Raw genomic sequence first — 25423 nt, 5'->3', positions numbered from 1 at the left:
GCATTCAGCGGCCTTTTTACTATTTGAAGAGAGACAGGATTAAGGCGCAGGGAAGGTAAAGCGGGTGTGAATCTCTTCCAATGCATCCAATACTTCCTGACTCAACACCACATCCTGGCTATCAATATTACTTTTCAGTTGTTCCAGCGTAGTTGCACCTAGCAATGTGCTGGCAACAAAAGGTTGCTGACGTACAAAAGCCAATGCCATCTGTGCGGGATCCAGCCCATGACGTTTTGCCAACGCCACATATTCAGCTGTGGCTAATTGAGCTTGTGGCCCTGTATAACGGGTGAATCGGCTAAATAAGGTATTACGCGCCCCGGCAGGTTGTGCACCGTTAAGGTATTTACCGCTCAGAGTGCCAAACGCCAGACTAGAGTAAGCCAGCAGTTCCACCCCTTCGTGTTGACTTATCTCGGCCAAACCGACTTCAAAACTGCGGTTAAGCAAACTGTAGGGATTTTGAATCGACACAATACGCGGCAAGTCATGCTTTTCTGCCAGTTGCAGATAACGCATCACACCCCAAGGTGTTTCATTCGAGACACCGATATAGCGGATTTTACCGGCGCGTACCTGTTCGTTCAGCGCTTCCAGTGTCTCAAGCAAGGTGACAACAGCGGTTTGTTCACTGTAACGGTAATTCAGTTTACCAAAACAGTTGGTTTCTCGTTGTGGCCAATGTAACTGATAAATATCAAGATAATCGGTATTGAGGCGTCGGAGGCTATCTTCCAGCGCGACACGGATGTTTTTCCGATCCAGTGCCATATTAGGGCGAATGGGCTTATCGTTGCCGCGTGATGGCCCGGAGACTTTGCTGGCTAAAATAATTTTGTCTCGACTACCGCGGGCTTTGAGCCAGCTACCAATGTATTGCTCGGTTAACCCTTGGGTTTCTGGTTTTGGGGGAACCGGGTACATTTCTGCGGTATCAATTAAGTTAATACCGGCTGCAACGGCATAATCCAGTTGAGCATGGGCATCGGCTTCACTGTTTTGTTCACCAAAAGTCATGGTGCCCAGACCCAGCAGGCTTACTTCTAATGAACTGTGGGGGATACGATGATATTGCATTGCCGACCTTCCTTTGTGTCTGAAGTTATCAGGCTAAGTCAAACCCGCCTTATCCGACTATAACTAAGCACTGCGGCAGGGGGAAGAGCACAAAGAAAAAGTGCAGAAAATAGTGGGAAAGGGGCGCGACGAATCGCACCCACAATATTTTTATTTTACAGGCTTATTTTTCTTTCCGCGCATGAGGTTGAGGGTTTCAACACCCATTGAGAAGAACATGGCGAAGTAGATGTAGCCTTTCGGAATATGAATCTGGAAACTTTCCAACATCAGGGTAAACCCGACCAAAATCAGGAAAGATAATGCCAGCATTTTGACGGAGGGATGGCGGTTAACAAACTCACCAATCGGCCGGGCAGCAAACATCATTACGCCCACGGCAATAACGACTGCGGCCATCATAATGAACAGATGATCTGACAGCCCTACCGCAGTTATCACCGAGTCCAGGCTAAAGATGATATCCAACAGCATGATTTGCACGATAGCTGCAAAGAAAGAACTGACATTACTGCTATGGTCGGTATCACTGCCCTCAATGGTCTCATGAATTTCTTTGCTGGCTTTCCAAATCAGGAACAAGCCACCCAACAGCAAAATGAGATCCCGCATCGAGACGCCATGACCGGCCAGCGTAAACAACGGCTCCGTCAGGCGGATAACCCAGGCGATAGAAGCCAGTAATGCCAAACGCATAAGCATCGCACCGGCCAAACCAAGGCGACGGGCTTTGTTTTGCTGCGCTTTAGGTAATTTTGCGACCACTAAAGAAAGGAAAATAATATTGTCTATGCCGAGAACGATCTCGAGGATAGTCAGTGTGCCTAGCGCCAACCAGGCATTTGGATCGGCAATCCATTCAAACATTGTGCCTTACACCTTACGGAAATTACGGAGTTTACGGAAACACAAAGATACAATTATACGCGTTTATTGATTAAGCGGAATAATAGGATTCATCCGTTAAAGCAAAAAGTGTCGGGCCAGCATCGGGCCGGTAAAGGTTTTTTTCAAATAAAAACCGCGAGGTAAGGTCATGATGGGTTGACCGTGTTCGCCGATGGCTTCAGTTAATGCGCGGCTATTGGCGGCTTTCGGGCGCAATTGTAAGACTTCACCATGACGAGCCGTAATAGTTTCAACTTTGCCCAAAACGATAAGATCCATTAACTCTTCCCAATCGCGGCGCAGTAATTCTTCCTCTTCCTCATTCGGGCTCCACAATAAAGGAGCACCAACCCGGCGCTGTGCTAACGGAATTTGCCGTTCACCTTCAACAGGCACCCACAACACGCGGGCCAATTTATGCCGTACATGGCTACTTTCCCAAGTGATGCCGCTATTACCGGTCAGGGGGGCAACACAGACAAAAGTGGTCTCCAGCGGTTTGCCTTGGGCACTGATAGGAATAGTTTTCAGCTCGATACCAATATCAGCAAAATCCTGTTCAGGTTTACTGCCCGCGCTGGCTCCCAGATAGAATTCCAGCAACATGCCAACCCAGCCTTTTACCCGTTTTAAATCCGCTGGAATACTCCAGCCAGCTTTGGTTGCCAATTCGCCAAGAGTAAAACCTGATAGTGCTTCAGCACGTTGAAAAAGTTGATGTTCATCAGTGGGCGGTGCCGGAGGCAGTGAATAAACAGACATAAAATGTAAACCTGCTAAAGTAGGTTAAAAAGTGAGCTGAAATAAAAGTGACCGTAGATGTATTGTTATCCAGTGCAGCAGAAACAAATAATAGCATGATTTAACGGAAGTTTTCTTTCCTCCTACCCGATAAATACTGCCAATCGGACTATCTTGTACACCTGCTGACAGGAATAATGAACAGGATCTTACACCTATTTATCCACAGATTTATTGGATAACCCCAATAAATCGTGATCACTGGTTCAATTTACAGCCTTGACGGCAGGTTTTTTTGCGAGTTTTGCCCTTTTTTGCATAACTTTGCCTCATTATCTGTGGATAAAAACCACATTGATGGATCTTTAGCCAGCCTCAGATCTAAAACGGATATAGATCACATTTTTAGGTGATAAATACCTGTGGGAAACCTGTTATTTTATTGAAATTAATCACTTATTTTTTCTAATATTTTTGGCGTATAATTACGTTAAAATGAGTTGTACCTGCTTTTCCCTAGAGTTCTGCACACCTATATCCACAGAAAAAGTGAATAAAAAAGGGAGTGCAGCCCTCAGGGTGTTTATAACTTTGCCAATATCTGTGAGTTATCCCAGAGTTATCAGGTTTCGTTGGCGGATAACCAGTGGTTTACCGCCTGTTGCTAGTGTGAAACAATCAGAGCATCTTTGAGTTTTAAGTTTATTGAGGTAGTCCGGTGATCGATGATGATGGCTACCGCCCGAACGTGGGGATTGTAATTTGTAATCGGCAGGGAGAAGTGTTGTGGGCCAGGCGTTACGGTCAGCACTCCTGGCAGTTTCCTCAAGGGGGGATAAACCCCGGTGAAACACCAGAGCAGGCAATGTATCGTGAACTTTTTGAAGAAGTAGGACTTAACAAAAAAGATGTCCGAATTCTGGCTTCAACCCGTAACTGGTTACGCTACAAATTACCAAAACGTTTGGTGCGTTGGGATACAAAGCCGGTATGCATCGGCCAAAAACAGCGATGGTTTCTACTACAGTTAATATGTAATGAAGCCGATATCAACATGCAACGCAGCAGTACTCCGGAGTTTGATGGCTGGCGATGGGTCAGTTATTGGTATCCGGTGCGTCAGGTGGTGTCTTTTAAACGGGATGTTTATCGTCGCGTGATGAAAGAGTTTGCTCCAACCGTAATGCCTGTGCAGGAGGCAGCTCCGCCACGGGTGCCGCCCGCTTATCGCCGTAAAAGAGGTTAAGTTAAGCCGATCATGCTCACGCGTTTGCGAGAAATAGTTGAGAAAGTGGCGATGGCAACCAGCCTAACGGATGCGTTAGAGCTGTTGGTCAATGAAACCTGTCTGGCGATGGACACGGAAGTTTGCTCGATTTATCTGGCAGATAATGACCGCCGTTGTTACTACCTAATGGCAACACGGGGTTTGAAAAAGCCCCGTGGTCGCACCATTACACTAGCCTTTGACGAAGGAATTGTCGGGTTGGTAGGGCGCCTGGCTGAGCCTATTAACCTGGCCGATGCACAGAGCCACCCCAGTTTTAAATATGTTCCCCAAGTTAAAGAGGATCGCTTCCGGGCGTTCCTCGGGGTGCCTATTATTTATCGTCGCCAATTGCTTGGTGTGCTGGTGGTTCAGCAACGTGAACATCGTCAGTTTGATGAGAGCGAAGAGTCGTTCATGGTCACGCTGGCAACACAGCTGGCGGGCATTCTTTCTCAATCTCAACTCAATGCCATTTTTGGCCAATACCGACAAACGCGGATCCGCGCACTCGCTGCGGCTCCGGGGGTTGCGGTTGCTGAGGGCTGGCAGGATACTTCGCAGCCTTCCCTCGATTTGGTTTACGAGGCCTCGACACTCGATACTGCCCAAGAGCGTGAACGCCTAACACAAGCGCTGGAGGAAGCCGCAGCCGAATTCCGTCGCTTCAGTAAGCGCTTTGCCGCCAGCTCACAAAAAGAGAGCGCGGCGATTTTCGATCTCTATTCTCACTTGCTTAATGATGCTCGCCTAAAGCGCGAACTTTTCGCTCAAATTGACGCCGGATCGGTGGCGGAGTGGGCGGTTAAACAAGTCGTCGAACAATTTGCCGCGCAGTTTGCCAGCTTGCAAGATACCTATATGCGCGAGCGCGCCAGTGATTTGCGGGCATTGGGTCAGCGCTTGCTGTTTCATCTCGACGACAGCACTTCTGGTGCCAGCCAGTGGCCCGAGCGTTTTATTCTGGTTGCCGATGAGCTCACCGCCACATTATTGGCTGAAGTACCACAAGATCGCCTCGCCGGTGTGGTGGTGCGGGATGGTGCAGCTAACTCCCATGCCGCCATTCTGGTGCGCGCCATGGGGATCCCGACGGTAATGGGCGCAGATATTCAACCTGCGTTGCTGAACCAGCGGTTACTGATTGTTGATGGTTATCGCGGCGAAGTGCTGGTTGATCCTGAGCCGGTGCTGGTCAAAGAATATCAACGGCTGGTCACGGAAGAGATTGAACTTAGTAAGCTGGCTGAAGATGATGTTGAGCAACCCGCCGCGCTGAAAAGTGGTGAGCGGATCCAGGTGATGCTCAATGCGGGCCTTAGCCCGGAACATGAACAACTGCTGGGTGGGCGAGTGGATGGCGTGGGCCTCTATCGCACCGAGATTCCCTTTATGCTGCAAAGTGGCTTCCCATCAGAGGAAGAGCAGGTGGCACAGTATCAAGGCATGTTACAGCTTTACCCGAACAAACCGGTCACACTCAGAACACTGGACATCGGTGCGGATAAACAGCTTCCTTATATGCCGATCAGTGAAGAGAACCCTTGTCTGGGCTGGCGCGGTATTCGTGTCACGCTCGATCAGCCAGAGATCTTTTTGATCCAGGTCAGAGCGATGCTTCGGGCCAATGCCGGAACCGGTAATCTGGGTATTTTATTGCCGATGATCACCAGCTTGGAAGAAGTCGATGAGGCAAAACGCTTGATTGATCGTGCTGGCCGTGAAGTTCAGGAAGTCTTGGGCTACGAATTGCCACAGCCCAAACTGGGTGTGATGGTTGAAGTGCCAGCCATGATATTTATGCTGCCGTATCTGAAATCGCGAGTCGATTTTATCTCGGTTGGCACCAACGATCTGACGCAATATCTACTGGCGGTAGACCGTAATAACACACGAGTTGCTTCACTGTATGACAGTTTGCATCCGGCGATGCTACAAGTGCTGAGTCACATTTTAGCTCAGGCGACACAGTCTGGCCTGCAAGTGAGTTTATGTGGTGAAATGGCTGGCGACCCGATGGGTGCTTTGCTGCTGGTTGGGCTGGGGTATCGCAACCTCAGTATGAATGGCCGCAGTGTGGCGCGTATCAAATATTTGCTGCGCAATATCGACTTAGTGGATGCACAAGCCTTGGCTGAGCGGGTATTAAACGCCCAAATGACCACGGATGTACGCCATCTCACAGCGGCATTTATGGAGCGCAGAGGGTTAGGTGGTTTGATTCGCGGCGGAAAGTAATGTTACAGAACTTTACCTACTGTAGCTCCCCTGAGTGCCCCCAGGCTATGCTATTATGCGCAACCTGAAGCCCTAACCGGGCAAGAACATTAACTCTCTCAAAATATGAGACATTTCGTGGTGATAGATGAGCAATAGCTATCTGGCGTTTCCTAAATTCGATCCGGTCATTTTCTCAATTGGCCCGGTTTCCCTGCATTGGTATGGCCTGATGTACTTGGTGGGCTTCGTCTTCGCTATGTGGTTGGCGGTTCGTCGGGCCAATAAGCCGGGCAGTGGCTGGACCAAAGAAGAAGTCGAAAATCTCCTTTACGCCGGCTTCCTCGGAGTGTTTGTCGGTGGTCGTGTTGGTTATGTTCTGTTCTATAACCTGCCGCTGTTCCTCGATAATCCACTGTACCTGTTTAAGGTATGGGATGGCGGCATGTCATTCCACGGCGGTTTGATTGGTGTTATCTGTGTGATGCTGTGGTTTGCTCGCCGCACCAAGCGCCATTTCTTCCAGGTTGCTGATTTTATTGCGCCACTGATTCCATTTGGCTTAGGTGCTGGCCGTTTGGGGAACTTTATCAATGGCGAGCTGTGGGGTCGGGTCACCACGGATACTCCATGGGCGATGCTGTTCCCGACTTCTCGGGGCGAAGATATTGCGATTGTTGCCGCAGACCCTGCTAAGTGGCAGGCAATCTTCAATCAATACGGTGTATTGCCACGCCACCCTTCGCAATTATATGAAATGATTCTGGAAGGGGTGGTGCTGTTTATCATCCTGAACCTGTTTATCCGCAAGCCACGGCCTATGGGCAGTGTTTCAGGCCTGTTCCTGATTGGTTATGGCGCGTTCCGAATTATTGTGGAATGTTTCCGCCAGCCTGATGCCCAGCTTGGCTTGTTCGACGGCGTGATCAGCATGGGGCAGATCCTCTCTGTACCTATGATTCTGGCCGGTATCATTATGATGATTTGGGCGTATCGCCGTCCTGCGCAACAACTTTCGTGAGGTAACATGAAACAGTATCTGGATTTGATGAAAAAAGTGCTGGAAGAAGGCACTGCTAAAGATGACCGCACCGGTACTGGGACGCTGTCGATTTTTGGGCATCAGATGCGTTTCAATTTACAAGATGGTTTCCCGCTGGTAACCACCAAGCGCTGCCATTTGCGTTCCATCATTCATGAGTTGTTATGGTTCCTCAACGGCGATACCAATATTGGTTATCTGAAGGAGAATAACGTCTCAATCTGGGATGAGTGGGCGGATGAAAACGGTGATCTTGGCCCGGTTTATGGTAAGCAATGGCGTGCTTGGGGTGCTGCTGATGGCCGCCAGATTGACCAACTGAGTAAGGTAGTGCAACAGCTTAAGCAAGACCCAAACTCCCGTCGTATCATTGTTTCTGCATGGAATGTGGGTGAGTTGGATCAAATGGCTTTGGCACCGTGCCATGCTTTCTTCCAGTTTTATGTGGCTGATGGCAAGCTGTCTTGTCAGCTATATCAACGCTCTTGTGATGTGTTCCTCGGCTTACCATTTAACATTGCCAGCTATGCATTACTGGTACATATGATGGCGCAGCAATGTGATTTGGCTGTAGGTGATTTTGTCTGGACGGGGGGCGATACGCACTTATACAGCAACCATATTGAGCAAACTCACCTGCAATTAAGCCGTGAACCGCGGGCGCTGCCAAAACTGATTATCAAACGTAAACCTGCTTCATTGTTTGACTATCGTTTCGAAGATTTTGAAATTGAAGGGTATGACCCTCACCCTGGTATCAAAGCCCCGATTGCTATCTGATGTTAAACCGGAGCCATTTGGCTCCGGTTTATACCCGTCATACTTCAAGCTGCATGTGCGTTGGCTACGTTCAATAACCCGAATCACTTACTTGTGTAAGCTCATCGGGATGAATGTGCCTCATCCCTGAGGCACACCCTGCGGGCAGCATAAATGCTGTTCAAATCGGTTCCCGACCGATTTGTATCTCAGTTGCCGCCTTCCTGCAACTCGAATTATTTAGGGTATATACCACTAATTTTTAGCCTACAACAACCCCTTTAATAGCCACTCCTTTTATTTTATCTACTACGTCTATTGGCAAAAAATTGCGAAGTGCGCCGCACCTTTATTAGTATTTATGTCGCTATAAATAAAATTTTGCGTACCACTTCCAACCTTAATTAACCGCTGCTGGATCTCAACTTTTCATGACGTAAACTCACACCATGAAAACCAACCTACGACTCAATAAACTGCGCTTTATCAGCGGAAATATTATTAAAAAACAAAAAGGTATCAGCCTTGTTGAGCTGTTATTAGTCATTGCCTTAGCTGGTCTTATGACGGTATGGGGTGCACAGAGTTGGCACCATTATCGACAACGGGAGAGGCTTGCGGACAGTGCTCGCCAGTTACTTGATTTTTTAACACATTTGCAGGCCAAGGCTAATCGCAGTAACAACACGACACTGTTATGGATACGGTATGACAAACAGAGGTGTTTAGGCAGTGGTAATAAGCCAACAGTAGATTGTTCCTTATTAGAGGGAGAAATATTTACTCCACCTTATCCTGATGTTTCTATTACGATTTCTTTAAATAAAGACATTGGTTTTTATGGCTTCAGAAACACGGCGCAGGCAGGAAATATTGTGCTCAGTAATCCTGCTGGACGTATCAGACTAATTATCTCTAGTCGTGGGCGAATCCGGCTATGTGGTGAGGGAAAATCAATAGCTGGGATTAATTTATGCAAGAAATAGTAAAGGAGATGGATGCCCCTGTACCTGATCATTTCTCGCAGAAATATAGGGCTGGTTTTACTCTGCCAGAAATGATGCTGGCACTGAGTGTTGGCAGCATGATTGTTATGGCCGCCACACAAGTTTTCCCCCAATTACACAAGCAAATATCAATATTGCAGCAGCATTATCATCTGGAACTGGTGCTAAGCCAAATTATGGCCGCACTGGAAAAGGATCTTCGGCGGGCGGGATTTTGTCACGGGGAGTGCCAGGGAAAGGCCATAACTACACGGCAATATCAAGGAGAGGCCGCAAACTCTTGCTTGATTGTTGCATATGATCTCAACCGCAATGGCCGGTGGGAAGGAGAGAAACATCAGGAGTCCGAATATTTTGGTTATCGCCTGCGTAATAAAGCATTGGAAGGCCAGCGTGGAGCACTGAATTGTTCTGGCAACGGTTGGGAAAAGCTGTTCGATCCACAAGAGATCGCCATCATGCATTTTTCAGTTAACCGATTGCCGCAGCACACCACTGAACAGGTTTATCGCGTGCAATTAGCAGGACAAAAAAAAGATAATCCGGCAATACACCGTCAACTGACTTATACCATTCGTGGGAATAATTTATGAGGCTGGAGCAACAGCGGGGGACGAGTACTTTGGCAGCCATCGCTACCCTTTTTGCGCTTGGCTTATTTCTGTTGTCAGCCTTACATCGACAATTGGATAATATTCAGAAAATTACTGCAGAGGAACAGCACCACTTGCGTGCCTTTAATCAGGCGGCATCATCATTGAATTGGGGGGCGAACCAGATTTGGTCATTCAGCTTACCGTGGCAGATAGGGGCAGTATGGCATTGCAATGAACATCCACAATATGGCTTAAAAGCCTGTATTAGACCGTCATCGCTGGCTGGTTTTTTTATCCTGCGTGGAGAGAGTAAGTCTTTCGGATCTCAACCGCCCTTGATGCTCTACCAACGAACTAAACTGATTTTAGAACAAGGAAATAGAGGACGATATCGGTTAGTGAACGTGGCTCATGGATGGTTGGATTTTTGCCCAGAAAAGGATGTGAAATTTTGTATTTAGTTAAGTATCGTGACTCGCTACAGTATATAGAAGGAAGTAGGAAGTTCCATTTTCAACAGGGATTTAGCCTGCCAGAGGCTTTGATTGCAGCCCTTTTTTTCTCAGTCTCGCTGCTGGGATTGCTGCAATACCATCAGGTACTTTTGCAGGGTTTTTCTTCTTTATGGCAGCAACGTCAGGCGTGGTCTTTGCTTAATCAACATATTGACAGTGGTGGTGATAAGCCAGCTAAGGCGCATATCTCTGGAATCAAACCTCACTGGCAACAGCGTCAGTTTATAAAGCGAATTGATGGGGAGTGCACAGAGTTTACATTTACCCTGAGAATACAACCGAAGCAGCAGGCAGAATTAAGTCGTTGGTTTTGTCATACGGATGAGGGTAGTTAGTCGTATGGCTATAAACAGGATAATGACGATAACCTATTGCGCTCATTCATTATCAAGCTAGAGTATTAAACCTCAGGATTTATCCACAAGTGATAATCAACTGGTTTAATCATTTATGGATATTCTCCATAGTGCTTTAAGGGAGTCATCATGTTCACGGTTTATCATTCTAATCAATTAGATTTACTCAAAGCGCTAACAACTGCGCTGATAGAACGAGAACCGTTGGATAACCCTTTTCAGCAAGAAGTGGTACTGGTGCAAAGTCCTGGAATGGCTCAATGGCTACAAATGCAATTGGCTCAACAATTTAGTATTGCAGCCAATATTGAGTTTCCATTGCCGGCGACCTTTATCTGGGAAATGTTTACCCGTGTGTTACCCGGAATCCCAAAAGAAAGCGCATTTAGCAAAGATGCCATGACATGGAAACTCATGTGGTTATTACCGGATTTATTGGAAAATCCAGTATTTTCTGCGATGAAACGCTATTTAAGCGACGATAGCGATAAGCGTAAAATCCACCAACTTGCGGCACGAGTTGCTGACCTGTTTGACCAATATCTGGTGTACCGTCCAGAATGGCTTGAGAGTTGGGAGTGTGGTCAACTAGTTGATAAATTGGATGATTCCCAGAAATGGCAATCTTTACTATGGGTTGAGTTAACGCGCTATACCCGCCAACTTGAACAACCGGAATGGCACCGCGCCAATCTTTATCAGCGCTTTATCCGCACACTTCTCGAATCCGATGTTTGTCCAGCAGGGCTGCCCAAACGAGTATTCATCTGTGGTATATCCGCATTACCCCCAATCTATTTACAGGCCTTACAAGCATTGGGCAAACACATCGATATCCATTTGATGTTTACTAACCCATGCCGTTATTTTTGGGGGGATATTCAGGATTATGCTTTTCTGGCGAAATTACAAAGCCGCAAACGCAGACATTATCGTGAGTCGATGGAAGTTAAGCTATTTCGTGACCCTGAGCAGGCGGAGCAACTATTTAATGCTGATGGTGAACAAGACCTTAGCAACCCGTTATTAGCCTCATGGGGGCGACTTGGCCGTGACCACATGTATCTGTTATCTCAAGTTGATGAGATCCAAGAGGTTCATGCTTTTGTTGATATCGAACCCGATAACCTATTACATGGTATTCAACACGATATGCTGGAGCTTGAAGATCACGCAATTATTGGCACTACACCAGAGACATTAGCGCATAGCCACCAAAAGCGAGTATTAGATCTCAGGGATCGCTCCCTAAGCATACACGTCTGCCACAGCCCTCAGCGCGAAGTTGAAGTCTTACAAGATAATCTGCTGCGATTATTAGAGGCCGACCCTGAACTGACTCCACGTGACATTATTGTCATGGTCGCAGATATTGACAGCTATACCCCCTATATTCAGGCCACATTTGGGAATACTACAGGGGAGCGCTATTTGCCATTTGCGATTTCAGACCGCAAGGCTAGCCAGGCACATCCCGCACTTCAGGCTTTTATCTCTCTACTTGATTTGCCCCAGAGCCGTTTTACTTCTGAGCAGGTATTAGCCCTGCTGGAAGTGCCTGTTTTAGCCAATAAGTTTGGTATTACCGAAGATGGATTGCGCCGTTTACGGCAATGGGTTGGCGAGTCAGGTATCCGCTGGGGATTAGATGATGACAATGTGCGTGAGTTGTCTCTGCCCGCAACCGGTCAGCATACCTGGCATTTTGGCCTGACTCGTATGCTGCTGGGTTATGCTATGGACAGCAATGCCGGTGACTGGCAAGGGGTTTTGCCCTATGACGAATCCAGCGGTTTAGCGGCTGAGCTTGCCGGGCAGTTAGCAGATATGTTGATGCAATTGAGCCAGTGGCGACAGCAATTAAGCGAATCTCGTTCACTCAGTGAATGGTTGCCATTATGCCGTCAATTATTAGATACCTTCTTTGAACCCGATAATGATACTGAAGCGGTGCTGGTCCTGATTGAGCAGCAATGGCAGAAGGTTATCAGCTATGGTATTGCTGCCCAATATCCGGATATCGTGCCACTGAATCTGTTGCGAGATGAACTGGCTTCGCGCCTGGACAATGAACGAATTAGCCAGCGTTTCCTCGCGGGGCCAATCAATTTCTGTACGCTGATGCCGATGCGCTCTATCCCGTTTAAAGTGGTGTGCTTATTGGGGATGAATGACGGTGTTTACCCACGAACACTACCGCCGTTAGGTTTTGATTTGATGGCTAAACAGGTTCGTCGCGGTGACCGTAGCCGCCGTGATGACGACCGCTATCTGTTTCTCGAAGCATTACTCTCCGCCCAGCAGCAGCTCTATATCAGTTATATCGGGCGCTCAATTCAAGACAACAGTAAGCGCTATCCTTCAGTTCTGGTTAGTGAGTTGATTGAATACATTTCACAAAGTTATCACTTGCCAGGTGATGAAGAACTCAGTGCAGATGACAGTGCCAAACGGGTCATTCAACATTTACTCTGCTGGCATGCGCGTATGCCGTTTGCCGCAGAGAATTTTACTCAAAATAGTGAGTTACAAAGCTATGCCGCTGAATGGTTACCTGCTGCTGAGTCCAGAGGGGCGGCGCACCCAGAATTTAATCAGCCTCTGCCACCAGAACCCTTACCTGAAATCACTCTTGATGAATTAATCCGCTTCTATCGTCACCCTGTGAGGGCATTTTTCCAACTCCGGTTGGGGGTGAATTTCGTTATTGAAGAAACGGAGCTACCCGATGAAGAGCCCTTTACTTTGGATAACCTCAACCGTTATCAGTTTAATACTCAACTATTGAATGCATTGATAGAAGAAAGTGATATCAATACTGTCTTCACCCGAGCCCGTGCGGCAGGCAATCTTCCTTATGGTTCTTTCGGCGAGCTTTACTGGGAAAGTCAGCAAGAAGAAATGCTGCCATTAGCTGAACAAATTCGTGCTGAATGCAAAGAAAACCACAGTATTGAGCTAAATATTGGGTTTGGGGATACCACCCTGACTGGATGGATGCATCAAATTCAGGAAGATGGTTTAGTTCGCTGGAGACCAGCGGCACTTACGGCTGTCGATGGGCTTTTATTGTGGATTGAACATTTGGTGTATTGCGCCGCAGGCGGTGAGGGTGAAAGCCGGATGTATGGGCGTAAAGGAACCGCATGGCGTTATGCTCCACTGGATTGCGATGATGCACGGCAATATTTACAGCAGTTAATCAGTGGTTATCAGCAAGGTATGTGCGAACCTCTGCTATTACTGAGTAAAAGTGGCTGGGCATGGTTGAGTCAGTGTTTTGACAGCGAGTCTGGTCAAATTTTGTGGGATGAAGAAACACAAACCAAAGCCCGAATGAAACTTTTACAGGTTTGGCAAGGTGACCAACGGATTGCCGGAGAAGGTGAGGATAACTATATACAAAGGGTATTCCGCCTGATGGATAACCAACATCTCGACACGATATTAAACGAAACTGAACGTTATTTATTACCAATAGCTCGCCATAATAAGGCGTGATAGCTGTGCATGACCAAACCAGATTTTAGTGCAGATTGAATACCAGAAGCCGGATATATGTTTTAGCGGCAATTTTAAGGGGTTAGGGGAGAAACGGAATGCATAAACAGTTTGCCCGCATCATTGGCATATTTTTCTTATTAGGTTTGCTGGCTCCATTGAGTTGGGCTGACACTCCTGCATGGCAACCACTGGCAGAAGTTATTCACAAAAGTGAACATGACCTGCGTAAATATCAGGCAATAAAATTGCCTAATGGTATGACAGTGTTGTTGGTCTCTGATGAACAAGCACCGAAATCCTTGGCTGCTTTGGCATTGCCTGTTGGATCACTGGAAGATCCTAATAACCAACTGGGTTTAGCCCATTATTTAGAACATATGTTACTGATGGGGTCTAAGCGTTTTCCTGAGCCAGGTAGCTTCTCTGAATTCTTGAAAAAGCATGGCGGCAGCCATAATGCGAGCACGGCTTCATATCGAACTGCTTATTATCTTGAAATTGAAAATGATGCATTAGCCCCGGCGGTTGACCGTTTGGCTGATGCTATTGCAGAGCCGTTGTTAGACCCTATTAATGCCGACCGTGAACGTAATGCGGTGAATGCAGAATTGACGATGGCTCGCTCACGCGATGGCATGCGGATGGCGCAGGTGAATGCGGAAACACTTAATCCAGCTCATCCCAGCGCGCGTTTCTCCGGTGGCAATCTGGACACACTTAAAGATAAGCCAGATGGTAAATTACATGATGAGCTTCTGAGTTTCTATCATCGCTACTACTCGGCCAATCTGATGGTGGGGGTACTGTATAGCAATCAATCTTTGGAGCAATTAGCACAATTAGCTGCTGATACCTTTGGTCGAATTCCGAATCGGGATGCAAAAGTACCACCGATTACAGTACCTGCGGTCACACCAGAGCAAACCGGTATTATTATTCACTATGTGCCAGCTCAACCGCGTAAACAGTTGAAAGTCGAGTTCCGTATTGAAAATAACAGTGCAGAATTTCGCAGTAAAACAGACACCTATATCAGTTATTTGATAGGGAATCGCAGCAAAGACACCTTGTCTGATTGGTTACAAAAACAAGGGTTGGCTGATGCAATCAGTGCTGGTGCTGACCCGATGGTAGATAGAAATGGCGGCGTATTCTCCATTTCAGTATCCCTTACCGATAAAGGCCTGGCTAATCGGGATGTCGTGGTAGCGGCCATTTTTGATTACATCAACATGCTGCACAAAGATGGCATTAAAAAGAGTTATTTTGATGAAATCGCCCATGTATTAAATCTGGATTTCCGCTATCCCTCAATCACGCGGGATATGGATTACATCGAGTGGCTGGTGGATATGATGCTGCGGGTGCCTGTCGAGCATGTGCTTGATGCTCCTTATCTGGCTGATAAGTATGATCCGAAAGCCATTGCTGCGCGACTGGCTGAAATGACACCGGAAAATGCCCGTATCTGGTTTGTTAGCCCAGAAGAACCTCATAACAAAGTCGCTTATTTTGTTGATGCTCCTTATCAGGTCAACAAAATCAGCCCGCAAGAGATGCATGAGTGGCATAAATTGGGGAAAGATATCACGCTGAGTTTACCGGCCCTTAACCCCTATATTCCGGATAACTTCTCTTTAATCAAAGCGGATAAAAATATCACCCGACCACAGAAAGTGGCTGAACAACCAGGGCTGCGGGTATTCTATATGCCAAGTCAGTATTTTGCTGATGAACCGAAAGCCGATATCTCCGTTGCTTTCCGTAATCCACATGCTCTGGACACCGCCCGTCATCAGGTTCTTTTTGCTTTGACTGACTATCTGGCTGGGCTGTCACTGGATGAGCTGAGTTATCAGGCCTCAATCGGTGGGATCAGCTTCTCAACATCGCCGAATAATGGCTTGTATGTCAGTGCAAATGGCTTCACTCAGCGGATGCCGCAATTGCTGACTTCTTTGGTTGAAGGTTATTCCAGTTTCACGCCAACAAAAGAGGGGTTGGCGCAAGCTAAGTCTTGGTATCGTGAGCAATTGGAAGTCGCCGAGAAGGGTAAGGCTTATGAATTGGCTATTCAGCCAGCGAAGTTACTGTCTCATGTCCCTTATGCAGAACGCAGCGAGCGACGTAAATTGCTGGACAGCATCAGCGTGCAAGATGTTGTGACTTATCGCGATGACCTGCTCAAGCAGTCTGCGGTAGAAGTCTTAGCAGTAGGCAATATGACTACCGAGCAAGTGACATCTCTGGCCGAGTCATTGAAAAAACAACTCAGTTTGACTGGAACAACCTGGTGGACTGGTGAGGATGTTGTTGTTGATAAAGCACAGCTTGCCAATATGGAACGGCTGGGTAGCAGTTCTGATGCTGCGCTGGCCGCCGTCTATGTGCCGACGGGTTATAGCGAAATTGAGGGTATGGCTTACAGCGCTTTGTTGGGGCAAATTGTTCAGCCGTGGTTCTATGATCAACTGCGCACAGCAGAGCAACTCGGTTACGCGGTATTTGCCTTCCCAATGTCAGTTGGTCGTCAATGGGGCTTAGGTTTCTTACTGCAAAGTAATAGCAAACAGCCTGATTATCTTTATCAGCGCTATCTTGCGTTCTATCCAGAAGCGGAGAAGCGGCTGAGGGAAATGAAACCGGCTGATTTTGAACAATATAAACAAGCGCTAATCAACCAATTACTGCAACGCCCACAAACGCTGGATGAAGAAGCCAGCCGATACAGCAATGATTTTAATCGCAATAATTTTGCCTTTAATAGCCGTGAGAAAATGATCGCTCAGGTGAAGTTGTTGACGAACACGGCATTGGCAGATTTCTTCCAGCAAGCGGTGATCAAACCACAAGGTCTGGCACTGCTTTCTCAGGTTAAAGGGCTGGGGCAAACTGAGGGCGGGTATGCAGTGCTTAAAGGATGGACGACTTATCCAACAACGTCAGCCTTGCAAGCAACCTTACCGCAGAAGGTATTGGCTCCATGACATCAATGACTCCCCAGCGGCTAGAACCGCTAACGCTCCCTTTGTATGGCGAGAGGCTAATTGAAGCCTCTGCCGGTACTGGTAAGACTTTTACCATTGGGGTTCTTTATCTCAGATTGTTGCTTGGCTTAGGCGGGGAAGCGGCGTTTCGTCGCCCCTTAATGGTCGAGGAAATCCTGGTGGTGACTTTTACCGAAGCAGCAACTGAGGAGTTGAGAGGGCGAATTCGTGACAATATTCATGAGTTGCGTATCGCCTGCGTTCGGGGAGTCAGTGATGACCCAATGCATCGGTCTTTATTAGCTGAAATTATTGATTTGAGTGAGGCTGCAGCACAATTACTTGCAGCTGAGCGCCAGATGGATGAAGCGGCAATTTATACTATTCACGGTTTTTGTCAGCGAATGTTGGCTAACAATGCCTTTGAGTCGGGTATCTTATTCGAACAAACCTTGGTGCAAGATGAACTGCCATTACGTAGGCAGGCTTGCGCCGATTTCTGGCGGCGTCATTGCTATCCGCTCCCGCTGACTATTGCCAGAGCGGTTAGCCAGGAGTGGAGCGGGCCAGAGGCATTACTTAAAGATCTTTCTGCTTACTTACAAGGTGAAACGCCAAAATTTCGACAAGCGCCTGGTGATGATGAAACGATACTCAGTCGACATCAGCATATAGTGGCCCAAATTGATGCAGTTAAGGCGCAATGGCGCGCTGCGGCTCCAGAATTAGAGGCGTTGATTAGTGGGTCTGGTGTTGATAAACGCAGCTACAGTGCTCGATATTTACCTAACTGGTTGGAAAAAGTCGGTAGTTGGGCTGAGCAAGAAACCGGCGATTATCAGTTGCCTAAAGAATTAGAGAAATTCCGCCAATCAGTATTATTTGAAAAAACCAAAAAGGGTGAGGCTCCCCAGCACGATGTTTTTCATGCTATAGACCGTATATTCGAACAACCTCTGACACTTAGAGATCTGATTTTAGCCCGAGCTATCAGCGAGATACGAGTCTCTGTGCAGCAAGAAAAACGTCAGAGGGCAGAGCTGGGGTTTGATGACCTACTCAGTAAACTGGATGCGGCATTGCAACAACCTGGCGGAGAATTGTTGGCTCAATCCATTCGCACTCGTTATCCCGTAGCAATGATTGATGAGTTTCAAGATACCGACCCGCAACAATACCGAATTTTCCACACACTTTATGGTGGGCAGGAAGAGTGTGGCCTATTGCTGATTGGTGACCCTAAGCAGGCTATTTATGCTTTCCGTGGTGCAGACATTTTTACTTATATTCGTGCTCGCTCAGAAGTAAGTGCCCACTACACATTAGAGACTAACTGGCGCTCATCCTTCCCAATGGTGCAATCAGTTAACCGGCTTTTTAGTCTGGTCGATGTTCCTTTTTTGTTTAAACAAATTCCCTTTATAAATGTGGCACCTGCACAAAAAAACAAACATTTATCATTTGAAGTAAAAGGGAAAAAACAGCCCGCTATGTCTTTCTGGTTGCAGCCTGGGGAAGGTGTAGGGGTTAGTGAGTACCAACAGTTAATGGCTCGGCAATGTGCCGTCCAAATCCGAGACTGGCTTACTGCTGGGCAAAAAGGCCTGGCGCAATTAGTGACAGCCACAAGTTCAAGGCCGGTTCAGGCATCAGATATCACCATATTGGTGCGGAGCCGGGCTGAGGCAGCACTGGTGCGCGATGCCCTGAGTACATTGGCTATCCCATCCGTGTATCTCTCCAATCGTGACAGCGTATTTGATACCGCAGAGGCCAAAGATTTGCTATGGCTATTACAGGCTGTTTTAGCTCCCGAGCAGGAGCGGACATTACGTAGCGCTATGGCGACCGGCATATTGGGGCTGGATGCGCGAATGTTGGATGAGTTGAATCACGATGAGCGGGCGTGGGATAGTTTGGTTGATGAGTTCGATGGATATCGCCAACACTGGCAGCGCCGTGGGGTGCTCCCGATGCTGCGGGAGATTATGGCTCAGCGCCATTTAGCTGAGAATCTGCTGGCGACTCAGGGGGGGGAGCGGCGGCTGACAGATTTGCTGCACCTAGGGGAGTTATTGCAAGAAGCAGCAGCACAGCTTGATAGTGAGCACGCACTAATCCGTTGGCTGGCACAACAAATAGCACAACCGAATCATCAGTCTGATAATCAGCAACTTCGTTTAGAAAGTGATCGCCATTTGGTGCAAGTCATTACTATCCATAAATCCAAAGGATTGGAATACCCGCTAGTTTGGTTACCTTTTGTTGGCAATTTCCGTCAGCAGCAGGACGTGCTTTACCATGATCGCCATAGCTTTGAAGCATTACTTGACCTGAATGCCGATGAAGAGAGTCAGGCTTTGGCGGAGGAAGAACGTCTGGCTGAGGACTTACGGCTATTATACGTAGCACTTACCCGTGCGGTTTATCATTGCAGCATAGGTATTGCTCCGCTAATTAAAGGTGGGCGAAAGAAACAAGGTGAAAGTGATATGCATCTCAGCGCGTTAGGTTATCTGGTGCAACAAGGCCAGGCGGGAGATGCACAGTATCTTGCTGATAAATTGGCAGAGTTGGCGGCGCTGGCAGATGGAGAGATTTCTGTTTCACAAGCCGGGCAACTGGATGAGACACCTTGGCAGCCGCAGCAGGATGAGTTGCCAGCCCTTGCTGCTCGACAGTTTAGTCGCCAAATACACGATTTTTGGCGGGTCACCAGCTATTCCGGCCTACAACAGCATGGTTCGAGTAAAAGCGTAGCCTCACAGGCGCTGAGTGTGCCATTACAGGAGTTATTACCGCGGTTGGATACTGACGCTGTTGGCGAGCAGGTATTAATAACTGAGCCTCAGTTAACCCCTCATACTTTTCCCCGAGGTGCGGCACCCGGTACTTTTTTGCATGATTTACTTGAACCTCTGGATTTCAGCCAGCCGATTGAACAAGACTGGCTGACAGAACAGTTACAGCAACAAGGTTTTGGTGAGCAGTGGTCATCTATGTTGTATCAGTGGCTAACTGACATTGTACAAACTCCTCTGAATGAAACCGGTGTGACATTGGCGCAATTGACGCCACAGAGCAAGCAAGCCGAGTTGCAATTTTATTTGCCAATAGACACTTTGCTGCAAGCCCGTGAGCTAGATACCTTAATCAAGCACTATGACCCACTCTCTCGCCAGTGCCCGGTGCTGGATTTTCAGCAAGTCAGAGGAATGTTGAAAGGGTTTATTGATCTGGTTTTCTGCTGGCAAGGCAAATATTACTTACTGGATTACAAATCCAACTGGTTGGGTGAGGACAGCAGTGCCTATACCCAAGATGCTATGACCCAAGCCATGGCTGATCATCGTTATGATTTGCAATATCAGCTTTATACTCTGGCATTACACCGCTATTTGCGCCATCGATTGGGTCATTATGACTATCAGCGCGACTTTGGTGGTGTCATTTATCTCTTCCTGCGTGGTGTTGATAAACAACACCCAGGGAACGGTATTTTTAGCTGCCGCCCAGAACGAGAACTCATCGAGAGAATGGACTGTTTATTCAGTGGTCGTGAAGTAGGGCCGCATATAAGTGACAACAGTGGTATGGCGATAGCCGGTGAGGGCACATCAATATGATGACGTTACTGGATCAAGCGGTTCGTGACCACTTACTACGGCCACTGGATGTCCAGTTCTCGCGGATGATAGCCGGTGATGATGATCCCATGTTGCAACTGGCAGCCGCTGTTCTCAGTGCTGAAGCTGGTGCCGGGCACGTGTGTCTACCATTGAGTTATTTGCAGCCAGATCAACTGTTTGGTGGCCGACAGCCAGCGCTATCACAAGCACTGTGGCAGGCTGTCGGTGCGCCAGATCAATTACATTGGATACAAAAACTCAATAGTTCTCCGGCAGTCAGTGATGGTTCGCAGCCCACCCCTTTAGTGTTGCAAAATGACCGTTTGTATTTACAACGGATGTGGCAATACGAAGGTGATGTAGTGCGCTTTATTGCCAGTGACAATATGGCGTCTCTTATCAACGAAATCAGTGACGGCAGCGAAACCAGAGACGTCAACGAAACATTATTAAGAGATACGCTTGATCGCCTATTTGGGCCGGCAGAAAATGAGGTCGACTGGCAAAAAGTGGCCGCTGCGGTAGCGGCTACCCGCCGTATTTCCGTGATTTCCGGTGGTCCAGGGACGGGGAAAACGACGACGGTAGCCAAGCTATTGACTGCGCTGATACAACTTAGCCAAGGGCAGCGTTTACGTATCCAGCTTGCCGCTCCAACCGGTAAAGCTGCCGCACGGTTGACTGAATCACTGGGGAACGCCATTCGCCAACTCTCACTGACTGACGATGAACGCAAGTTATTCCCAGACCAAGCATCCACATTGCACCGTTTGTTAGGTGCACAACCCAACAGCCAGCGCTTACGGTATCACCGTGGTAACCCGCTAAACCTTGATGTGCTGGTGGTTGATGAAGCATCAATGGTGGATTTACCCATGATGGCACGGCTCATTGCGGCATTACCCGCCAAAGCTCAGGTGATTTTTCTCGGTGACCGTGACCAATTGGCTTCGGTAGAGGCGGGGGCAGTACTGGGTGATATATGTCGCTTTGCTGAGTTGGGTTACAGCGAGCCAAGGGCTGAACAGTTAACTCGCTTAACGGGATGCACATTGGTGGGAAACATCCCAATAGGTGAGGTGGAGACAGATACCGTCAATGTCCGTGATAGTTTGTGTTTGCTGCGTAAAAGCTACCGTTTCGATGAAAAGTCCGGTATCGGGCAACTTGCTTTAGCGGTTAATGCCGGGAGATATCGTGATGCGTTAGCTGTCTTTAACGGTACATATTCGGATATCGAGCGCTTTTCTCTGGCAGATTCCGATGATTATCAGGTATTGCTGGAGGACTGTGCAGCTGGTTATCAGCACTATCTTGAACTGGTAGCAGCAGGTGCTCAAGCTGTGGACGTACTTGCTGCATTTGGCCGCTATCAACTGTTATGCGCATTACGCGCTGGGCCATTTGGTGTCAGTGGCTTAAATGAGCGGATCGAACAACTATTGCATCGCAAGCGATTAATAGAGCGAACGCCAGGGCCGTCGGGGCGTTGGTATGTTGGCAGGCCGGTGATGATAGGGCTTAATGACAGTGCGCTCGGTTTATTCAATGGCGATATTGGTATTGCTTTACCTGATCCTGAAGGTGAGCTGCGGGTGCATTTCCAATTACCTGACGGCAATATCAAATCGGTGCAGCCGAGTCGTCTTCCCAGCCATGAAACTGCTTATGCGATGACCGTGCATAAATCTCAAGGGTCGGAGTTTGAGCATACTGCATTGGTTCTGCCCAATACGTTCATGCCAGTGTTAACTCGAGAATTGGTCTATACCGCGATTACCCGCGCACGGCAGCGCTTGACGCTGTATTGCAGCGATACAGTATTAAGTCATGCGATACGTACCCCTACACTTCGTGTGAGCGGATTGGTTGATCGTTTGAATCAATTGAAGTGAAAATATCGAAGGGGCAAATGCCCCTTCAGATTACAAATCGGCCAATAGAATCTTTGAACGGCGCTGATAGTTATACAATTCCTGCTTCTGAATTGGTAACACCTCAACCTCTGCGGGAGTAAAACCGCGTTCCTGGAACCAGTGGATGCTGCGGGTGGTCAACACAAACAGCTTTTTAAGCCCCATCTGCCGCGCCTGATTCGCTACCCGTTTTAACAACATTTCACCACGGGAGGAGCTGCGATAATCCGGATGTACCGCGACACAAGCCATTTCACCAATTTGCTCTTCGGGGAAAGGGTAAAGTGCAGCACAGGCAATAGTCAGATTATCTCGTTCTATAATGGTGAATTTATCTATTTCCATCTCAAGCTGTTCGCGTGAACGGCGCACTAAAATACCTTGCTGCTCCAGTGGGCGAATCAGCTCTAATATGCCACCAATATCATTAATGGTCGCACGACGAACTTGTTCTGCACTCTCCATGACAATCTGGGTGCCGATACCATCACGAGAGAACAGTTCTTGTACCAGAGCGCCATCTTCCTGATAACTCAGTAAATGACTCCGGCGTACTCCGCTGCGGCATGCTTTCACTGCCCCACGCAGAAAACGTACTGTTCCTGAGTTGTAATCACCTTCTTGTTCCAGCTCTTCAATCCGTTTTTGAGCATCATTTGGGAACAGTTCTGAAATAATATTACCTTCGCTATCCGTCACCCCTTGCGATGAACAGAAACCGATCATTTTCTCAGCTTTCAGTTTGATAGCTAATTGAGTTGCAACTTCTTCAGAGGTCAAATTAAAGCTCTCGCCGGTCACTGATACTGCCACTGGCCCCAGCAACACAATAGCGCCATTGTCCAATTGGCGATGAATAGCCTCTTCATCGATCCGGCGAATACGACCGCTATGGCAATAATCAACACCATCATCCACACCCAACGGCTGAGCAATAATAAAGTTACCGCTGACCACATTAATATGCGCGCCCTGAAGCGGAGTATTATTCAAACTCATCGATAATCTTGCAGTAATATCCAACTGCAATAAACCCGCCGCTTGCTTAACCATTTCTAACGTACGGGCATCAGTGACTCGGGTATGCTTGTGATAAATAGGTTCGTAGTGATGCTGTGCCAGATTACTGTCTATTTGTGGCCGGGCACCATATACCACGACCAGCCTGATCCCAAGGCTATGCAACAAGCCTATATCGTTGACGATATTAGAAAAGTTTTCATGCTCAATCGCCTCGCCACCCAGCATGACAACAAATGTCTTGCCGCGGTGCGCGTTGATATAGGGAACTGAGTGGCGAAATCCCTGGACCAGTTCAGTACTACGTTCCTTCACGGCAGACCCTCTTTGAATTTTTATTCGATATTTTTGTATTTTTATTCTTTTTTGACCAAGATGGCAAGCACGAAATTGCTATTAAATGCATATGTATGGCACATGTGTATTAATAAATTGAATAACATAAAAATGTTTTTCTGATGACAGCGTGGGAGCGATTCGTTAAAGTTTTTCCTCGTGAATTTTTTTTGTTCGATTTTTATTCATTTTTTGGTAGTTACTTTGGAGTTACATGGCAGATTCAAATCATAATTCTGGGCGTCGGCGTCTACTACAAGGTGCCGCCGCGACCTGGCTACTGAGTGTCAGCCGGGTTGGATTTGCTGCTTCTTCCCATATTATCGCCGTCAGAATTTGGCCCTCTTCAACCTATACCCGAGTCACGTTGGAGTCCAATACACCGCTTAAGTATCGTCAATTTGCACTAACGAATCCGGATCGAATCGTGGTTGATATTGAAGGCGTGCATCTCAATAGCGCATTGAAAGAGATGACTAAGCAAGTTCAGTCCGGTGACCCTTACCTTAAGCAGGCACGGGTTGGGCAGTTTGATAAGAATACGGTTCGCCTGGTCTTGGAGCTGAAGCAAAGTATTAGCCCGCAACTTTTTACTCTTAAACCTTTTGCCGAATTCAAAAATCGTCTGGTGGTGGATCTCTATCCGCAAGAAGGGAAAACCTCGGCAGAGGATGACCCGTTACTGGCACTATTGGAAGATTACAATAAAGGTAATGTGGAGCGCACTTTGCCCGCAGAAGCCCCCAAAGCAGGTAAAGCAGGACGGGACAGGCCGATTGTTATCATGCTAGACCCAGGACATGGTGGGGAAGACCCAGGAGCGATTGGGCGAAATAAAACCCGTGAGAAAGATATTGTGCTGCAAATTGCCCGGCGGTTGCAGGCACTGATTAAGAAAGAATCGAATATGCGGGTATTTATGACGCGTAATGAAGATGTCTTTATTCCATTAAAAGTTCGGGTGGCGAAAGCCCGCAAGCTGCGTGCGGATTTATTCATTTCGATTCATGCCGATGCCTTTACCAGTCAGGCAGCCAGAGGTTCCTCTGTCTTTGCGTTATCGACTAAAGGGGCAACCAGTACTGCTGCGCGTTTTTTAGCGCAAACACAGAATGAGGCCGACCAGATTGGTGGGGTTAGCAAAAGTGGTGATCGCTATCTTGACCATACCATGATTGATTTGCTGCAAACCGCAACGATTAATGACAGTCTGAAATTTGGTAAAGAAGTGCTCAACCGCATGGGGAAAATTAATAAGCTGCACAAAAATCGTGTTGATCAAGCGGGCTTTGCTGTATTGAAAGCACCTGATATCCCATCAATTTTGGTTGAAACGGCGTTTATCAGCAATTTGGAAGAAGAGCGAAAGTTACGAACCAGCCATTTTCAGCAGCAAGTGGCCGAATCTATATTTGCCGGTATCAAAGCATATTTTGCTAATGGTGGGGCGATGGCTCGACTTTAATGAATGTTGCTATTAATCGAAATATACCCTAAATAATTCGAGTTGCAGGAAGGCGGCAAACGAGAGAGTCCCGATGAGTTGACGCCAGTCAATGATTC

Annotated in this window: 17 protein-coding genes; 13 read left to right on the top strand and 4 right to left on the bottom strand. The window is 47.6% G+C overall.

Annotated elements, in window-relative coordinates:
• Positions 1–39: 39 nt before the first annotated feature.
• From FTB31_RS20205 to mutH, 3 genes are all read right to left on the bottom strand, one after another.
• Positions 40–1080 (bottom strand): NADP(H)-dependent aldo-keto reductase, encoded by a 1041-nt coding sequence (locus FTB31_RS20205; RefSeq protein ID WP_077175344.1) that lies wholly within the window; start codon positions 1078–1080, stop codon positions 40–42.
• A 150-nt stretch (positions 1081–1230) separates the two neighbouring features.
• Entirely contained in the window at positions 1231–1947 is a 717-nt protein-coding gene (locus tag FTB31_RS20200; protein ID WP_050078662.1) for a TerC family protein, read from the bottom strand.
• A 96-nt stretch (positions 1948–2043) separates the two neighbouring features.
• Positions 2044–2730, bottom strand: a complete 687-nt coding sequence (mutH, locus tag FTB31_RS20195; protein WP_050078661.1) for a DNA mismatch repair endonuclease MutH — start codon at positions 2728–2730, stop codon at positions 2044–2046.
• Positions 2731–3427: 697 nt separating this feature from the next.
• Here mutH and rppH point away from each other — a divergent pair.
• The 12 genes from rppH (at position 3428) to recD (ending at position 22483) form a co-directional block, all read left to right on the top strand.
• Positions 3428–3955 (top strand): RNA pyrophosphohydrolase, encoded by a 528-nt coding sequence (gene rppH / locus FTB31_RS20190; protein ID WP_050078657.1) that lies wholly within the window; start codon positions 3428–3430, stop codon positions 3953–3955.
• A gap of 12 nt (positions 3956–3967) precedes the next feature.
• Positions 3968–6214: a phosphoenolpyruvate--protein phosphotransferase gene (gene ptsP / locus FTB31_RS20185; protein WP_011816985.1), complete on the top strand. Its 2247-nt coding sequence runs from the start codon at positions 3968–3970 to the stop codon at positions 6212–6214.
• Between the two features lie 127 nt (positions 6215–6341).
• A complete protein-coding gene (lgt, locus tag FTB31_RS20180; RefSeq protein WP_011816984.1) occupies positions 6342–7214 on the top strand; it encodes a prolipoprotein diacylglyceryl transferase in 873 nt (290 codons plus the stop codon).
• 6 nt (positions 7215–7220) lie between these two features.
• A complete protein-coding gene (gene thyA, locus FTB31_RS20175; protein WP_050078654.1) occupies positions 7221–8015 on the top strand; it encodes a thymidylate synthase in 795 nt (264 codons plus the stop codon).
• Between the two features lie 428 nt (positions 8016–8443).
• The gene (locus FTB31_RS20170) at positions 8444–8980 is read left to right on the top strand and encodes a prepilin peptidase-dependent protein (RefSeq protein WP_227731727.1); all 537 of its coding nucleotides are present in this window, start codon (positions 8444–8446) and stop codon (positions 8978–8980) included.
• A gap of 8 nt (positions 8981–8988) precedes the next feature.
• Positions 8989–9594 (top strand): prepilin peptidase-dependent protein, encoded by a 606-nt coding sequence (locus FTB31_RS20165; RefSeq protein ID WP_227731752.1) that lies wholly within the window; start codon positions 8989–8991, stop codon positions 9592–9594.
• The gene (locus FTB31_RS20160; protein ID WP_050078650.1) at positions 9591–10058 is read left to right on the top strand and encodes a YgdB family protein; all 468 of its coding nucleotides are present in this window, start codon (positions 9591–9593) and stop codon (positions 10056–10058) included. Before FTB31_RS20165 ends, FTB31_RS20160 begins: the two co-directional genes overlap by 4 nt.
• 26 nt (positions 10059–10084) lie before the next feature.
• Entirely contained in the window at positions 10085–10447 is a 363-nt protein-coding gene (locus FTB31_RS20155) for a prepilin-type N-terminal cleavage/methylation domain-containing protein (RefSeq protein ID WP_227727343.1), read from the top strand.
• A gap of 150 nt (positions 10448–10597) precedes the next feature.
• A complete protein-coding gene (recC, locus tag FTB31_RS20150; protein WP_227731726.1) occupies positions 10598–13969 on the top strand; it encodes an exodeoxyribonuclease V subunit gamma in 3372 nt (1123 codons plus the stop codon).
• Positions 13970–14067: 98 nt separating this feature from the next.
• On the top strand, positions 14068–16959 hold the full coding sequence (gene ptrA, locus FTB31_RS20145) for a pitrilysin (protein WP_227731725.1): 2892 nt from the start codon (positions 14068–14070) through the stop codon (positions 16957–16959).
• On the top strand, positions 16956–20585 hold the full coding sequence (recB, locus tag FTB31_RS20140) for an exodeoxyribonuclease V subunit beta (protein ID WP_077175351.1): 3630 nt from the start codon (positions 16956–16958) through the stop codon (positions 20583–20585). The genes ptrA and recB overlap by 4 nt, the downstream gene beginning before the upstream one ends.
• A complete protein-coding gene (recD, locus tag FTB31_RS20135; protein WP_407084067.1) occupies positions 20585–22483 on the top strand; it encodes an exodeoxyribonuclease V subunit alpha in 1899 nt (632 codons plus the stop codon). Before recB ends, recD begins: the two co-directional genes overlap by 1 nt.
• Before the next feature lie 30 nt (positions 22484–22513).
• Here recD and argA read toward each other — a convergent pair whose 3' ends face one another.
• Positions 22514–23839, bottom strand: a complete 1326-nt coding sequence (gene argA / locus FTB31_RS20130) for an amino-acid N-acetyltransferase (protein ID WP_050078644.1) — start codon at positions 23837–23839, stop codon at positions 22514–22516.
• 235 nt (positions 23840–24074) lie between these two features.
• Here argA and amiC point away from each other — a divergent pair, with 235 nt between their 5' ends.
• Complete coding sequence (amiC, locus tag FTB31_RS20125; protein ID WP_005173271.1) at positions 24075–25325, top strand: N-acetylmuramoyl-L-alanine amidase AmiC; 1251 nt, start codon at positions 24075–24077, stop codon at positions 25323–25325.
• Positions 25326–25423: the final 98 nt, after the last annotated feature.

Source organism: Yersinia proxima (genome assembly GCF_902170785.1).
Classification (GTDB): Bacteria; Pseudomonadota; Gammaproteobacteria; order Enterobacterales; family Enterobacteriaceae; genus Yersinia; species Yersinia proxima.
This window is presented reverse-complemented; position numbering and strand designations above follow the sequence as displayed.